13 protein-coding genes are annotated in these 14339 nt (G+C 68.6%); 9 read left to right on the forward strand and 4 right to left on the reverse strand.

What is annotated here, in order from left to right:
- Positions 1 to 153 precede the first annotated feature (153 nt).
- Together ACZ6CV_RS02810 and ACZ6CV_RS02815 are read right to left on the reverse strand one after the other, a co-directional pair.
- Entirely contained in the window at positions 154 to 1653 is a 1500-nt protein-coding gene (locus tag ACZ6CV_RS02810) for a hypothetical protein (RefSeq protein ID WP_469249098.1), read from the reverse strand.
- A gap of 114 nt (positions 1654 to 1767) precedes the next feature.
- Positions 1768 to 1995, reverse strand: coding sequence for a hypothetical protein (locus tag ACZ6CV_RS02815; RefSeq protein WP_362368327.1), 228 nt, complete (start codon positions 1993 to 1995; stop codon positions 1768 to 1770).
- 133 nt (positions 1996 to 2128) lie between these two features.
- On the opposite strand from ACZ6CV_RS02815, the gene ACZ6CV_RS02820 reads away from it, so the two are divergent.
- Positions 2129 to 3103: a carbohydrate kinase family protein gene (locus ACZ6CV_RS02820; RefSeq protein WP_362368130.1), complete on the forward strand. Its 975-nt coding sequence runs from the start codon at positions 2129 to 2131 to the stop codon at positions 3101 to 3103.
- 61 nt (positions 3104 to 3164) lie between these two features.
- On the opposite strand, the gene ACZ6CV_RS02825 is transcribed toward ACZ6CV_RS02820, so the two are convergent.
- Complete coding sequence (locus ACZ6CV_RS02825) at positions 3165 to 4541, reverse strand: aminotransferase class V-fold PLP-dependent enzyme (RefSeq protein ID WP_469249100.1); 1377 nt, start codon at positions 4539 to 4541, stop codon at positions 3165 to 3167.
- 373 nt (positions 4542 to 4914) lie between these two features.
- On the opposite strand from ACZ6CV_RS02825, the gene ctaC reads away from it, so the two are divergent.
- The 4 genes from ctaC (at position 4915) to ACZ6CV_RS02845 (ending at position 9387) form a co-directional block, all read left to right on the forward strand.
- Entirely contained in the window at positions 4915 to 5877 is a 963-nt protein-coding gene (ctaC, locus tag ACZ6CV_RS02830) for an aa3-type cytochrome oxidase subunit II (protein ID WP_359329272.1), read from the forward strand.
- On the forward strand, positions 5874 to 7613 hold the full coding sequence (gene ctaD, locus ACZ6CV_RS02835; protein ID WP_355813733.1) for an aa3-type cytochrome oxidase subunit I: 1740 nt from the start codon (positions 5874 to 5876) through the stop codon (positions 7611 to 7613). The genes ctaC and ctaD overlap by 4 nt, the downstream gene beginning before the upstream one ends.
- Positions 7610 to 8008, forward strand: a complete 399-nt coding sequence (locus ACZ6CV_RS02840; protein ID WP_355813730.1) for a cytochrome c oxidase subunit 4 — start codon at positions 7610 to 7612, stop codon at positions 8006 to 8008. The genes ctaD and ACZ6CV_RS02840 overlap by 4 nt, the downstream gene beginning before the upstream one ends.
- Before the next feature lie 131 nt (positions 8009 to 8139).
- Positions 8140 to 9387, forward strand: a complete 1248-nt coding sequence (locus ACZ6CV_RS02845) for a L,D-transpeptidase (RefSeq protein WP_362368138.1) — start codon at positions 8140 to 8142, stop codon at positions 9385 to 9387.
- Between the two features lie 100 nt (positions 9388 to 9487).
- Here the strand turns inward: ACZ6CV_RS02845 and ACZ6CV_RS02850 are convergent, their stop codons facing one another.
- Complete coding sequence (locus tag ACZ6CV_RS02850; protein WP_355813724.1) at positions 9488 to 9886, reverse strand: hypothetical protein; 399 nt, start codon at positions 9884 to 9886, stop codon at positions 9488 to 9490.
- 212 nt (positions 9887 to 10098) lie between these two features.
- Here ACZ6CV_RS02850 and ctaE point away from each other — a divergent pair, with 212 nt between their 5' ends.
- The 4 genes from ctaE to qcrB all read left to right on the forward strand — a co-directional run bounded on the left by ctaE (position 10099) and on the right by qcrB (position 14293).
- The gene (gene ctaE, locus ACZ6CV_RS02855) at positions 10099 to 10719 is read left to right on the forward strand and encodes an aa3-type cytochrome oxidase subunit III (RefSeq protein WP_355813721.1); all 621 of its coding nucleotides are present in this window, start codon (positions 10099 to 10101) and stop codon (positions 10717 to 10719) included.
- Between the two features lie 78 nt (positions 10720 to 10797).
- On the forward strand, positions 10798 to 11607 hold the full coding sequence (qcrC, locus tag ACZ6CV_RS02860) for a cytochrome bc1 complex diheme cytochrome c subunit (RefSeq protein WP_469249103.1): 810 nt from the start codon (positions 10798 to 10800) through the stop codon (positions 11605 to 11607).
- Positions 11604 to 12659, forward strand: a complete 1056-nt coding sequence (gene qcrA / locus ACZ6CV_RS02865; RefSeq protein WP_355813715.1) for a cytochrome bc1 complex Rieske iron-sulfur subunit — start codon at positions 11604 to 11606, stop codon at positions 12657 to 12659. Before qcrC ends, qcrA begins: the two co-directional genes overlap by 4 nt.
- On the forward strand, positions 12656 to 14293 hold the full coding sequence (qcrB, locus tag ACZ6CV_RS02870) for a cytochrome bc1 complex cytochrome b subunit (protein ID WP_358704571.1): 1638 nt from the start codon (positions 12656 to 12658) through the stop codon (positions 14291 to 14293). Before qcrA ends, qcrB begins: the two co-directional genes overlap by 4 nt.
- Positions 14294 to 14339 lie beyond the last annotated feature (46 nt).

Here is a 14339-nt window from a genome sequence, read left to right on the forward strand (position 1 = left end):
CAACCTCCACCGCTCCCTGCTCCTGTGTCGCCTCCCCCGTCGGACCAGGGGCCGAACGAAAAAGAAAAAGGAAAAAGTCGGCCCCCCCCGGACGGTGGGGGGGCCCCCCGCCTTCGTATGTCCCGGCGCGGGTGAACCGGCCGTGGCCGCCCGCTACTTCTGGCGGACCGTCTCGCCCGTCGTGTCCACGACCCTGCGGTCACCGAGCGGCTTGTCGAGGTGCACCGTCTTCGAGAGCTTCTTGGCGACCTTGACGCACATCTTGCCGTCCTGCGCGGGCGTCTCGGTGACCTTGACCCGCACCTGGTCGCCGCCCTCCTGCGCGGACGCGGCGTACGTGCCGCAGACGCCGCCCCAGAAGTGCACGGTCAACGACCGCCCGTCGGCGCTGTAGGACTCGACGCGGGCCGTGCGCTGCTCGTCCCCGCCGCCGGGCTTCTCGCTGGGCGTGGCCGTCCCCGGGGTGCGGGGCGAGGCCAGATACTCGGGGGCGACGGCCGGATGCGTGACCGTGAAGGTCTCCTTGGCGCCCTCCGGCCTCACGTCGAACAGCCAGGACGGCACGAGGGTCCGCTTCCCCGCCACGAAGTGCGTCGCGAGCCCGAACGTGGCCCCGCTGACGGCGACCGGCCGGGGCTTCTGCGGCGCGGACGAGGGCGCGCAGGGCTGCTGCTCGGGCCCGCTGCCACCCTCGGTCTTCGTGCTGTCGTCGGCGTGCGGCACCGGCTTCGCGCAGCCGCCGACGCCGACGCCGACGCCGACCCGGCCGTGACCGCCGCCCGACTTGTTCAGCAGGTCGAGCGTCTCCTCGGCGCTGATCACCGGATACGTGGCGCCCTTGACCGGCGCCTTCAACTGGCCGCTGCCGCCGACTACTTCACCGCCGGCGCCGACCTGGATGCCGGTCGACCAGCCGTACGTCGGCAGACCGTCGACCTTCGGGTCGGCGTTCACCACCCGTACGGCGCCCATCAGTTGGCCCGCGTCCAGCTTGGCGTCGTCCTGGCCGAGCGCCTTCAGGACGGGCGCGGCGGCCGCCTTCGCCGCCTTCTCGCTCACCGCGTCGCCCAGCTCGCCGTCGGGCGCGGTCGAGGTGGCGGAACAGGCCTTTCCCTTGGGGCAGTTGTCGGTGCCGCCGGTGGCGTGCGCGGTGTAGGTCCAGGTGCCCGGTGCCTGTTTGTCGACCTGGAGGGAGGGGCCGGACCCGTCGTTGTTCGGACCCACCCGCCAGGCGCCGTCCCGCGAGGTCGGCGTGCCGCTCACGCCGAGCGCGTCGGCCAGCTCGGTGACCTCGCCCCGGGTGACCTGGCCCCGCGCGTGGTAGACGGCCGCCGACTTCGGGCCGTCGGGCAGGTCGCCGGTCGCCCGGTACGTCACGCCGTGCGGGTCCGGCTCACCCGGCGCGATGCCGTTGGTGCCGCCGTCCTGCCGGTCGTCGCCCGGATAGCCGTCCAGGGCGAGCGGGGGAGGCGTACCGCCGTCCCCCGCCGGGGCCCCGTCGCCGCCGTTGCCGCCACCGCCGGACGCGGTCGCCGCGACGTACGCGCCACCGCCGCCGACCAGCAGCACGGTGGCCGCGACCGAGACCACGGCCAGACGGGAACGCCGCCGCCGGGGCTCGGCTGCCTCATGATCGGATCGCTCGGTGCTCACCGCATCGCTCCTTCGACTCGGGGGACGGCGATGGGACGCAGCGGGGGAGCGCACGGTTCCCCACGCGCGCCGGTGCCCCGGAAGGAGCCTTCCTCGGAACCCGTACCTCCGGCGTCAGTCCCCGTACTCCGACATCCCGGCGATCACCCGCGCCGAGGCCGGCGGGACGGTGATCCCGTGGATGTGCGAGGGCGGCACGGGAGCGGCGGCGGCCGCGGCGGGCACCGCCCAGTGCGGCGCCATACGGGCACCGTCCCCGCGCAGCGTCTCCATGGTCTCCGGAGCCTCGGTGGGCAGCGCGGCACGGCGCCGCAGGACGACATCCTTCGGGATAACGGTCATAACGGCACCGTATGCATCACCGGGCGTCGGAAAAAAGCCCTACTATTGGGTAGTTTTGGCACTTCAGCGACGGTGCGTCGACCCGGTAGCGTGAACTGTCAATCCCGCCTCTCCTCCACAGGAGCATCCAGCCGTGCGTATCGCAGTCACCGGCTCCATCGCCACCGACCACCTGATGACCTTCCCCGGCCGCTTCGCCGACCAGCTGGTCGCCGATCAGCTGCACACGGTCTCCCTCTCCTTCCTCGTCGACGCCCTCGACGTGCGCAGGGGAGGCGTCGCCGCCAACATCACGTTCGGCATGGGACAGCTCGGCACCCGCCCGATCCTGGTCGGCGCCGCCGGCTCGGACTTCGACGAGTACCGCGCCTGGCTCGACCGGCACGGCGTGGACACCGCGTCGGTCCGGATCTCCGAGACCCTGCACACCGCGCGCTTCGTCTGCACCACGGACGCCGACCACAACCAGATCGGCTCCTTCTACACGGGCGCGATGAGCGAGGCCCGCCTCATCGAGCTGAAGACGGTGGCCGACCGCGTCGGCGGTCTCGACCTCGTCTCGATCGGCGCCGACGACCCCGAGGCGATGCTCCGCCACACCGAGGAGTGCCGCAGCCGCGGGATCCCCTTCGCCGCCGACTTCTCGCAGCAGATCGCGCGCATGCAGGGCGACGAGATCCGCACGCTCCTCGACGGCGCCACGTACCTCTTCTCCAACGAGTACGAGAAGGGGCTCATCGAGTCCAAGACCGGCTGGAGCGACGCCGAGATCCTCGCCAAGGTCGGCCACCGCGTGACCACCCTCGGCGCCAACGGCGTGCGCATCGAGACCGCGGGCCAGGACCCGATCGAGGTCGGCGTCCCGGAGGAGGAGGCGAAGGTCGAGCCGACCGGCGTCGGCGACGCCTTCCGCGCGGGCTTCCTCTCCGGCCTCGCCTGGGGCGTCTCGCACGAGCGCGCCGCGCAGGTCGGCTGCATGCTCGCCACCCTGGTCATCGAGACCGTCGGCACCCAGGAGTACGAGCTGCGCCGCAGCAACTTCATGGACCGCTTCACCAAGGCGTACGGCCACGAGGCCGCCGCGGAGGTCAAGCCGCACCTGGGCTAGCCGGCCGCGAACAGCCCGTCACGTACAACCGGTCGCGAACAACCGGTCGCGAACAGCCCGGTCACGAGCTCCGGCGGACCACATAGGCCACGCCCTGGTCCGCCGGCCGCTCGCCCACGTACTCCTGCTGCCGCGTCCAGCACCACGCCGGGATGTCCACCGCCGCGACCTCGTCGTCGGCCAGCACGGTGACGGTGCCGCCCACCCGCACCCGGCCGATCGCCCGCGCCAGTTCGATGACCGGCTGCGGGCAGCTCATCCCGAGCGCGTCGACGGTCACCGCGTCGGCGTCCCCGCTCCCGCCCGCCACCGGAGCCCCCAGCGTCTCCCGCACGCCCCGCACCACCCCCGGCAGCACGTCGAGGAACCGCTCCACCTCCGCCGCCTCGGTGCCGAGGGGCAGCGAGATCCGTACGTTGCCCTCGCTCAGCACGCCCATCGCCCTGAGCACATGGCTCGGCGTCAGCGTCGAGCTGGTGCACGAGGAGCCGGACGACACGGAGAAGCCCGCCCGGTCCAGCTCGTGCAGCAGTGTCTCCCCGTCGACATAGAGACAGGAGAAGGTGACGAGGTGCGGAAGACGCCGCACCGGATCGCCCACCACCTCCACGTCCGGCACCAGAGAGGGCACCCGCGCCCGGATTCGCTCCGTCAGCTCCCGCAGCCGTGCCCCCTCCGCCGCGGCCTCGGCCCGCACCGCCCGCAGCGAGGCCGCCGCCGCCACGACCGCCGGAATGTTCTCGAACCCGGCGGCCCGCCCCGACTCCCGTTCGTCGGCCGGACCCTGCGGCGCGAACCGCACCCCCTTGCGTACGGCGAGGATGCCGATCCCTGCGGGCCCGCCCCACTTGTGGGCGCTGCCGGTGAGCAGCGACCAGGCCCCGTCGACCGGCCCCCAGGCCAGCGACTGCGCGGCGTCCACCAGGAGCGGCACCCCGGCGGCACGGCAGACCTCGGCGACCTCGGCGACCGGCTGCTCGGTGCCGACCTCGTGGTTGGCGGACTGCAGACAGGCGAGCGCGGTGTCCTCGCGCAGCGCGGCGGCGTACCCGTCCGGGGCCACCGCCCCGCCCCGGTCCACCGGCACCCGGGTCACCGCCCCGCCGCCCTGCTCGTGCGCCTCCGCCGAATGGAGCACCGACGAATGTTCGACGGCCGACACGATCAGGTGGTCTCCGACGCGCCGACGCGCGGCGAGCGCGCCCGCGATCCCGGAGTGCACGGCACGGGTGCCGGAGGAGGTGAAGACGAGCTCGTCCGGCCGGCACCCCACGGCGTCCGCGGCCGCCTCACGCGCGGCATCCAGCAGCATCCGGGCCCGCCGCCCCTCCCGGTACAGCCGCGCGGGATCGGCCCACCCCTCGTCGAGCGAGGCCACCAGGGCCTGCCGGGCAACGGGATGCAGCGGAGCGGACGAGGCAACATCGAAGTAGGACACGAGCCAACGCTAAGACGTCCCCCCACCACCGTCCCCGAGGGGCCGCCTCCAAGGGGCCGCCCCGCAGGGGCGCCCCTCCAGGGGCGCGGGGAACTGCGCGCTCAGCCCCCAAGCGACCCGCACCCGCGGACCGGGCGATTCCGCCGAGCTCGGAGGCGCTCCGACCCTCCGTCAGAAAGCGCCCGACGGGGCCCCGTCCCACCCTTCGGAGTGACCCGCGGCGCGTTAGGCACCCTCCCCGCGCGACCCCAAATAGCGTCCAGTAGGGTTTGGTCCGCATAAACATCCAAACCCCTGCCCGACGCAGGGCGGCGACCGACCAGCGTGGAGGCCGCAGCCGACCGCGCGGGCGAGACTCTCGGGAAGGCGCTACGTGAGTCCCAACGGCTCCGACCGCTCGTCGCGGCGCCCGATGCGGCGGAAGCTGCCGCAGGTGCTGACTGCGGGCCTGATCCTGGCGACCGCCACCGGTTGCACATACAAGGATTTCCCCCGCCTTGGAATGCCAACGCCGGTAACGGAAGAGGCTCCGCGGATTCTCTCCCTCTGGCAGGGCTCGTGGGCGGCAGCGCTCGCCACGGGCGTCCTGGTGTGGGGTCTGATCCTGTGGAGCGTGGTCTTCCACCGGCGCAGCCGCACCAAGGTGGAAGTACCGGCGCAGACGCGTTACAACATGCCCATCGAGGCGCTGTACACGGTGGTGCCCCTCATCATCGTGTCGGTGCTCTTCTACTTCACGGCACGTGACGAGTCCAAGCTCCTCAAGCTCGACGCCAAGCCGGCCCACACGGTCAACGTGGTCGGCTTCCAGTGGAGCTGGGGCTTCAACTACGTCGAGAACGTTCCGGGCGGCGGCAAGGACAACGCCAAGACGTCCAAGGACCTCTCGGCGATCCCCAACAAGTTCCGCGATGACTTCCCCGCCAAGGCCAACGGCGTCTACGACGTCGGCACGCCCGGCCAGCGGAACCCCCAGAACGGCAACCCCGGCCCGACCCTCTGGCTCCCCAAGGGCGAGAAGGTCCGCTTCGTGCTCACCTCGCGTGACGTCATCCACTCCTTCTGGGTGGTGCCGTTCCTCATGAAGCAGGACGTCATCCCGGGCCACACCAACGCCTTCGAGGTCACTCCGAACAAGGAGGGCACCTTCATGGGCAAGTGCGCCGAGCTCTGCGGCGTCGACCACTCCCGGATGCTCTTCAACGTCAAGGTCGTCTCTCCCGAGCGCTACAAGCAGCACCTCGAGGACCTGGTGAAGAAGAACCAGACCGGTTACATCCCGGCCGGCATCGAGCAGACGCCCCACGAGAAGAACCGGGAGACGAACAACCTGTGAGCATCCTCAACGAACCCCAGGGTGCCGCGGCAGCAGAAGACTCGTACGAGAACGAGCTGCCGGTCAGGCGCAAGCAGCCGGGCAACGTCGTCATCAAGTGGCTGACCACCACTGACCACAAGACGATCGGCACGTTGTATCTGGTCACGTCGTTCGCGTTCTTCTGCATCGGCGGTGTGATGGCGCTCTTCATGCGCGCCGAGCTCGCCCGTCCGGGTACGCAGATCATGTCGAACGAGCAGTTCAACCAGGCGTTCACGATGCACGGCACGATCATGCTGCTGATGTTCGCGACGCCGTTGTTCGCCGGATTCGCGAACTGGATCATGCCGCTGCAGATCGGTGCGCCCGACGTGGCGTTCCCGCGGCTGAACATGTTCGCCTACTGGCTGTACCTCTTCGGCTCGCTCATCGCGGTGGGCGGCTTCCTCACGCCGCAGGGCGCGGCTGACTTCGGCTGGTTCGCCTACAGCCCGCTCTCCGACGCGGTCCGCTCGCCGGGCATCGGCGCGGACATGTGGATCATGGGTCTGGCCTTCTCCGGCTTCGGCACGATCCTCGGCTCGGTCAACTTCATCACCACGATCATCTGCATGCGCGCTCCGGGCATGACGATGTTCCGTATGCCGATCTTCGTGTGGAACGTGCTGCTGACCGCGGTGCTGGTCCTGCTGGCCTTCCCGGTCCTGGCCGCCGCGCTGTTCGCCCTGGAGGCGGACCGGAAATTCGGTGCGCATGTATTCGACGCGGCCAATGGCGGCGCATTGCTCTGGCAACACCTCTTCTGGTTCTTCGGCCATCCAGAGGTGTACATCATCGCGCTACCATTCTTCGGCATCATTTCCGAGGTCATTCCGGTCTTCTCCCGCAAGCCGATGTTCGGCTACATGGGCCTGATCGGCGCGACCATCGCGATCGCGGGTCTGTCCGTGACGGTGTGGGCGCACCACATGTACGTCACCGGCGGCGTGTTGTTGCCGTTCTTCTCCTTCATGACGTTCCTCATCGCCGTGCCGACGGGTGTGAAGTTCTTCAACTGGATCGGCACGATGTGGAAGGGGTCACTGAGTTTCGAGACCCCGATGCTCTGGGCGGTCGGCTTCCTGATCACCTTCACCTTCGGTGGTCTGACGGGTGTCATCCTGGCCTCGCCGCCGATGGACTTCCACGTCTCGGACTCGTACTTCGTGGTGGCGCACTTCCACTACGTGGTGTTCGGCACCGTCGTCTTCGCGATGTTCTCCGGCTTCCACTTCTGGTGGCCGAAGATGACCGGCAAGATGCTCGACGAGCGCCTGGGCAAGATCACCTTCTGGACGCTGTTCGTCGGCTTCCACGGCACCTTCCTCGTCCAGCACTGGCTGGGTGCCGAGGGCATGCCGCGTCGTTACGCGGACTACCTCGCCGCCGACGGATTCACCGCGCTGAACACGATCTCCACGATCTGCTCGTTCCTGCTCGGTCTGTCGATCCTGCCGTTCTTCTACAACGTCTGGAAGACGGCGAAGTACGGCAAGAAGGTCGAGGTCGACGACCCGTGGGGCTACGGCCGTTCGCTCGAGTGGGCGACGTCCTGCCCGCCGCCGCGGCACAACTTCCTCACCCTGCCGCGCATCCGCTCCGAATCGCCGGCGTTCGACCTGCACCACCCTGAGATCGCCGCGATCGGGCACATCGAGAACGACGGACAGAAGGACACCGCTCTGTTCGGCGGCGACAAGGAGACCGCGAAGTGAAGATCCAGGGCAAGATGTTCATCTGGCTGAGCGTCTTCGTCCTCGCCATGGCGATCGTCTATGGCGTGTGGTCGAAGGAGCCCGCCGGTACCACGGCGCTCTTCCTGGCCTTCGGCCTGTGCATCATGATCGGCTACTACCTGGCCTTCACGGCCCGGCGGGTCGACGCCTCCGCACAGGACAACAAGGAGGCGGACGTCGCGGACGAGGCCGGCGAGGTCGGCTTCTTCAGCCCGCACAGCTGGCAGCCGCTCTCCCTGGCCATCGGTGGCGCGCTCGCCTTCCTGGGCGTCGTCTTCGGCTGGTGGCTGCTGTACTTCTCGGCCCCGATCCTCCTGATCGGCCTGTGGGGCTGGGTCTTCGAGTACTACCGGGGCGAGAACCAGACGCAGTGAGCCGGTAGTTCCCGTACAACGCCGAGGGGCCCGGACATTCCTGAGGGAGTGTCCGGGCCCCTCGGCGTGTCGGTACCCCGGACGGGTGACTTCGGCGCGCCGAACCCACTGAATCTCCATACCGTGTGTCTATGAGCCACTCACCGCGAATTCGCACGGTACTGAGCTGCACGATGCTGGTGGCCGCACTCGGTGCGGGGGCCACGGCGTGCGGCAGCTCCGACGGCCACCCGCTCTCGGCGAAGCCGTACGACGCGGCCGGCCAGATCGCCTTCAACGGCCCCACGGGCACCCAGAAGGCGGACCCGGACAAGCCCCTGGAAGTCACCGCCCAGGGTGACGACGGACGCATCACCGACGTGACGGCCACCGACGCGACGGGCCGGTACGTGGCGGGTGAACTCTCGGCCGACGGCGCCCGGTGGCACAGCACCACCCCGCTGGCGGCGGACGCCCACTACACGGTGCGGGTGAGCACCGAGGACGAGGACGGCGCGCCGGGGCGCAAGGTGCTGGCCTTCGACACCACCACCCCCGACGACAAGAAGCGGCTGAAGGTCACCTTCGGTCCCGAGGCGGGCAAGTACGGCGTCGGCCAGCCCGTCACGGCCACGCTCAGCCGCGCGGTGAAGGACAAGAAGGCCAGGGCGGTCGTCGAGCGCGCGCTCAAGGTCCGCTCGACCCCCGCCACGGAGGGCTCCTGGTACTGGGTGGACAGCAAGACCATGCACTACCGCCCCAAGGAGTACTGGCCCGCGGGAGCGAGCGTCAGCGTCTCCAGCAACCTCAAGGGCCTCAAGGTCGACGACAAGCTGTGGGGCGCCGAGACCAAGCCGCTCGAACTCACCATCGGCGACCGCGTCGAGGCCGTGACGGACGCGGGCTCGCACCAGATGACGGTCTACCGCAACGGCGAGGAGATCAACTCCATGCCGGTGACCACCGGCAAGCCCGGCTACTCCACGCGCAACGGCGTCAAGGTGGTGCTGGGCAAGGAGTACTCCGTACGCATGACCAGCGCCAGCATCGGGTCGTCGGACTTCTACGACAAGCAGGTCTACTACGCGACGCGCGTCACCGACTCCGGCGAGTACGTGCACGCCGCGCCCTGGTCGGTGGGTTCGCAGGGGTACGCCAACACCAGCCACGGCTGCACCGGCATGAGCACCTCGGACGCCGCCTGGTTCTACGAGACCGTCCGCCAGGGCGACCTGGTGAAGGTCATCAACAGCGCGGGCGAGGACATGCCGACGTTCGGCAACGGCCTCGGCGACTGGAACATGGGCTGGAAGAAGTGGCGCAAGGGCAGCGCGCTGCTCTCCGGGGCCAAGGAAGGCCCCTCGGCGGCCGAGGCGGCCAGGCTGCGGCCCGCGGTCTGACGGAGCCGCAGAGAGGCCGTCAGGGACGCACGAAGGGGCCCACACCGCGGTGTGGGCCCCTTCGTGGATCTACGGGGCCCGGCGGCGGGCCCGCGGGCCGTCAGGCCTCCACGGCCGCCTTGTCGCGCAGCAGCGCGGCCAGGGCCCCGGCGAACTCCACCGGCTCCACCGGCAGCGTCACCGCGGCCTCCGCGCGGCTCCAGGTGGCCAGCCAGGCGTCCTGCGGGCGCCCGATGAGCAGCAGGACGGGCGGCGCCTGGAAGACCTCGTCCTTGATCTGCCGGCAGACGCCCATCCCGCCGGGCGCCGACTCGCCGTCGAGCACACAGACGTCGATGCCGCCGTGGTCGAGCTCCTTGAGGACCGCGTGCGGGGTCGCGCACTCCACGAACCGGACCTCGGGAACGTCCGTCGCCGGCCTGCGACCGGTGGCCAACCGGACTTGCTCGCGGGTGCCGGCGTTGTCGCTGTAGACCAGCACCGTGGCGGTCGGCTGCATTGTTCCTCCAGTACGTCAGTGCGTCGAGCAGTGCTGAGCTGAGCTGGGCTGTGCCGTCATGGGTCGGGAACCGATGCGCGGATGCTACTCCTCCCGACACCCCGTCAACACCGGTTCGCAGCGGCCTCCGATGGGCCATCCGGGCAGGACACACCCCGTAGACACTCCGAACGGCACCCCCCGGGGTGAGGGCGGGATAAGCGACCGACATAATGTCGGTCGTGGCGACAGCAACGACAGTAGATACCGGGCACGCGCACCCGCCGGTCAATCGACCGAACCTCACCAGCGTCGGAACCATCATCTGGTTGAGTTCCGAGCTGATGTTCTTCGCGGCCCTCTTCGCGATGTACTTCACCCTGCGATCGGTGACAGGTCCTGATCACTGGAAGGAAATGGCCTCGGCCCTTAACTTCCCGTTCTCGGCGACGAACACCACGATCCTGGTGCTCTCCTCCCTCACGTGTCAGCTGGGCGTGTTCGCAGCTGAACGCGGGGATGTGAAGAAGCTCCGGATGTGGTTCATCGTCACCTTCATCATGGGTGCGATCTTCATTGGTGGTCAGGTGTTCGAGTACACCGAGCTGGTCAAGAAGGATGGGCTCTCGCTCTCCTCCGACCCCTACGGCTCGGTCTTCTACCTGACCACCGGCTTCCACGGACTGCATGTGACAGGCGGCCTCATCGCCTTCCTGCTGGTCCTCGGACGCACCTATGCGGCCAGGAGGTTCACCCACGAACAGGCGACCGCAGCCATCGTCGTGTCCTACTACTGGCACTTCGTCGATGTGGTCTGGATCGGCCTCTTCGCCACGATCTACATGATCAAGTAATCGGCGGGGTCGCTCCCGCGACGCATCCGACATCTTCCAGAAGCATCGACGCAGAAGATCCTGACACCGGGGTAATCCGTGAAAAAGCTCTCCGCACGACGACGCCATCCGCTGGCGGCGGTCGTCGTCCTACTCCTCGCGCTGGCGGCCACCGGGGGGCTGTACGCCGCGTTCGCGCCGGCGGACAAGGCGCAGGCCGATGACACCGCCCAGTCCCTCGCCATCGACGAGGGCAAGAAGCTCTACGCCGTGGGCTGCTCCAGCTGCCACGGAACCGGCGGTCAGGGCTCCTCCGACGGTCCGAGCCTGGTCGGCGTGGGCGCCGCCGCTGTCGACTTCCAGGTCGGCACCGGGCGCATGCCGCTCCAGCAGCCGGGCGCCCAGGCGCCCAAGAAGAAGGTCATCTACAACCAGGCCCAGATCGACCAGCTGGCGGCGTACATCTCGTCGCTGGGTGCCGGTCCCTCGGTCCCGACCGAGAAGCAGTACAGCCCGGACGGGGCGGACATCGCCAAGGGTGGCGAGCTGTTCCGCACCAACTGCGCCCAGTGCCACAACTTCACCGGTGAAGGTGGTGCGCTGACGCACGGCAAGTTCGCGCCGTCGCTGGAGGGTGTCGCGCCGAAGCACATCTACGAGGCCATGCAGACCGGCCCGCAGAACATGCCGTCCTTCCCCGACACCACGATGCCGGAGAAGAACAAGAAGGACATCATCGCGTACCTCGACGCGGTCAACGGCGACAAGACCGAGAGCCCTGGCGGTCTCAAGCTGGGTGGTCTGGGTCCGGTCAGTGAAGGCCTCTTCGGCTGGATCTTCGGTCTCGGCTCGCTGATCGCGGTCGCCGTGTGGGTCGCCGCTCGGACCGCAAAGGCCAAGAAGTCATGAGTAGCCAAGAGATTCCAGAAGAGAACCTGCCCAGCAAGCAGGAGACCGAGCACGGCTCGGTGGCCGTGACGGAGGAGAACCCGTTCGCGGACCCGGGGCTGCCGCCCCACGAGCACCGCGTCCAGGACATCGACGAGCGGGCCGCCAAGCGGTCCGAGCGTGCCGTGGCGTTCCTGTTCACGCTGTCGATGATCGCGACTGTGGGCTTCATCGCCTCGTACGTGGCGATCCCGGCCGACAAGAGCATCTACGTCTTCCCGATCGGTCACCTCAGCGGCCTGAACTTCGCCCTGGGTCTGACCCTCGGCGTGGCCCTGTTCTGCATCGGCGCGGGCGCGGTCCACTGGGCCCGCACCCTGATGTCCGACGTGGAGATGACCGACGAGCGGCACGAGATCGCCGCCGAGCCCGAGGTCCGCGCCAAGGTCATGGCCGACTTCAAGCAGGGTGCGGCGGAGTCCGGCTTCGGCCGGCGCAAGCTCATCCGCAACACCATGTTCGGCGCGCTGGCCCTGGTCCCGCTCTCCGGCGTCGTCCTCCTGCGTGACCTCGGTCCGCTGCCCGAGGACAAGCTCCGCCACACCAAGTGGGGCCGGGGCAAGATGCTCGTGAACATGAACACCCACGAGCCGCTGCGTCCCGCGGACGTCCAGGTCGGTTCGCTGACCTTCGCGATGCCCGAGGGCATGTCGGAGCACGACCACGACTTCCAGACGCAGATCGCCAAGGCCGCCCTGATGATCGTCCGGATCCAGCCGGAGAACATCAAGGACAAGCGCGAGCTGGAGTGGTCGCACGAAGGCATCGTGGCCTACTCCAAGATCTGCACCCACGTGGGCTGCCCGATCTCCCTGTACGAGCAGCAGACGCACCACGTCCTCTGCCCGTGCCACCAGTCCACCTTCGATCTCTCCGACGGTGCCCGAGTGATCTTCGGCCCGGCTGGTCACGCCCTGCCGCAGCTGCGCATCGGCGTGAACGAAAAGGGCTACCTCGAGGCGCTCGGCGACTTCGAAGAGCCCGTCGGTCCGGCCTTCTGGGAGCGCGGATGAGCACCACCAATTCTTCGAACGACAACCGCCAGAAGGCGCCCGCCGGTGAGCGGGTCGCGGACTGGGCGGACGGCCGGCTGGGGATCTACTCCCTCGCCAAGGCCAACATGCGCAAGATCTTTCCGGACCACTGGTCCTTCATGCTCGGCGAGATCTGCCTGTACAGCTTCCTCATCATCATCCTCACGGGTGTGTACCTGACGCTGTTCTTCCACCCGTCGATGAACGAGGTGGAGTACTCCGGCAGCTACATCCCGATGCAGGGTCAGCTGATGTCGGAGGCGTTCAACTCGACCATGCACATCTCCTTCGATGTGCGCGGTGGTCTGCTGATCCGGCAGATCCACCACTGGGCGGCGCTGATCTTCCTCGCCGGCATGTTCGTGCACATGATGCGCGTCTTCTTCACGGGTGCGTTCCGCAAGCCGCGTGAGGTCAACTGGCTGTTCGGCTTCCTGCTGTTCGTCCTCGGCATGTTCACCGGCTTCACCGGTTACTCGCTCCCGGACGACCTGCTCTCCGGCACCGGTGTCCGCTTCATGCAGGGCGCCATCCTCGGGGTGCCGATCGTCGGCACGTACCTGTCGATGTTCCTGTTCGGCGGGGAGTTCCCCGGCGGCGACTTCGTGGCCCGGTTCTACTCGGTGCACATCCTGCTGCTGCCGGGCATCATGCTCGGCCTCGTGGTGGCCCACCTGATCCTGGTCTTCTACCACAAGCACACGCAGTACGCGGGCGCCGGCAAGAGCAACAAGAACGTCGTCGGCATGCCGCTGCTGCCGGTCTACATGGCCAAGGCCGGAGGCTTCTTCTTCCTGGTCTTCGGTGTCATCGCGGTCATCGCGGCGATCGCCTCGATCAACCCGATCTGGGCCATCGGCCCCTACCGTCCGGACCAGGTGTCCACCGGCGCCCAGCCCGACTGGTACATGGGCTTCGCCGAGGGTCTGATCCGTGTGATGCCGGGCTGGGAGATCAACCTCTGGGGCCACACGCTGGTCCTCGGCGTGTTCATCCCGCTGGTCGTGGTCTTCCCGCTGGTCCTCGTGGCCATCGCGGTCTACCCGTTCATCGAGTCCTGGGTCACCGGCGACAAGCGCGAGCACCACATCCTGGACCGCCCGCGCAACGCCCCGACCCGTACGGCCTTCGGTGTCGCCTGGCTCACCGCGTACATGGTCATGCTCGTCGGCGGTGGCAACGACCTGTGGGCCACCCACTTCCACCTGTCGCTGAACGCGATCACCTGGTTCGTCCGGATCGCCTTCTTCGTCGGGCCGGTCGTCGCCTTCATCGTCACCAAGCGGATCTGCCTGGGTCTGCAGCGGCGCGACAAGGACAAGGTGCTGCACGGCCGCGAGTCGGGCATCATCAAGCGGCTGCCGCACGGTGAGTTCATCGAGATCCACGAGCCGCTCAGCCAGGACCAGCTGCACACGCTCACCGCGCACGAGCAGTACAAGCCGGTCGAGATCGGCCCGTCGGTCGACGAGAACGGCGTCGAGCGCAAGCTGTCCGGTTCGCAGAAGCTCCGGGCGAAGCTCTCCAAGGGCTACTACGGGGAGAACAACCAGATCCCCAAGCCCACCGCCGAGGAGTACAAGGAGATCACGAGCGGCCACGGCCACCACTGATCCACCCGAGCTCCGAAGCTCCGACCCTCGAGGTCGCCACGGCAAG

The sequence above is a fragment of the Streptomyces sp. NPDC041713 genome, assembly GCF_055591085.1.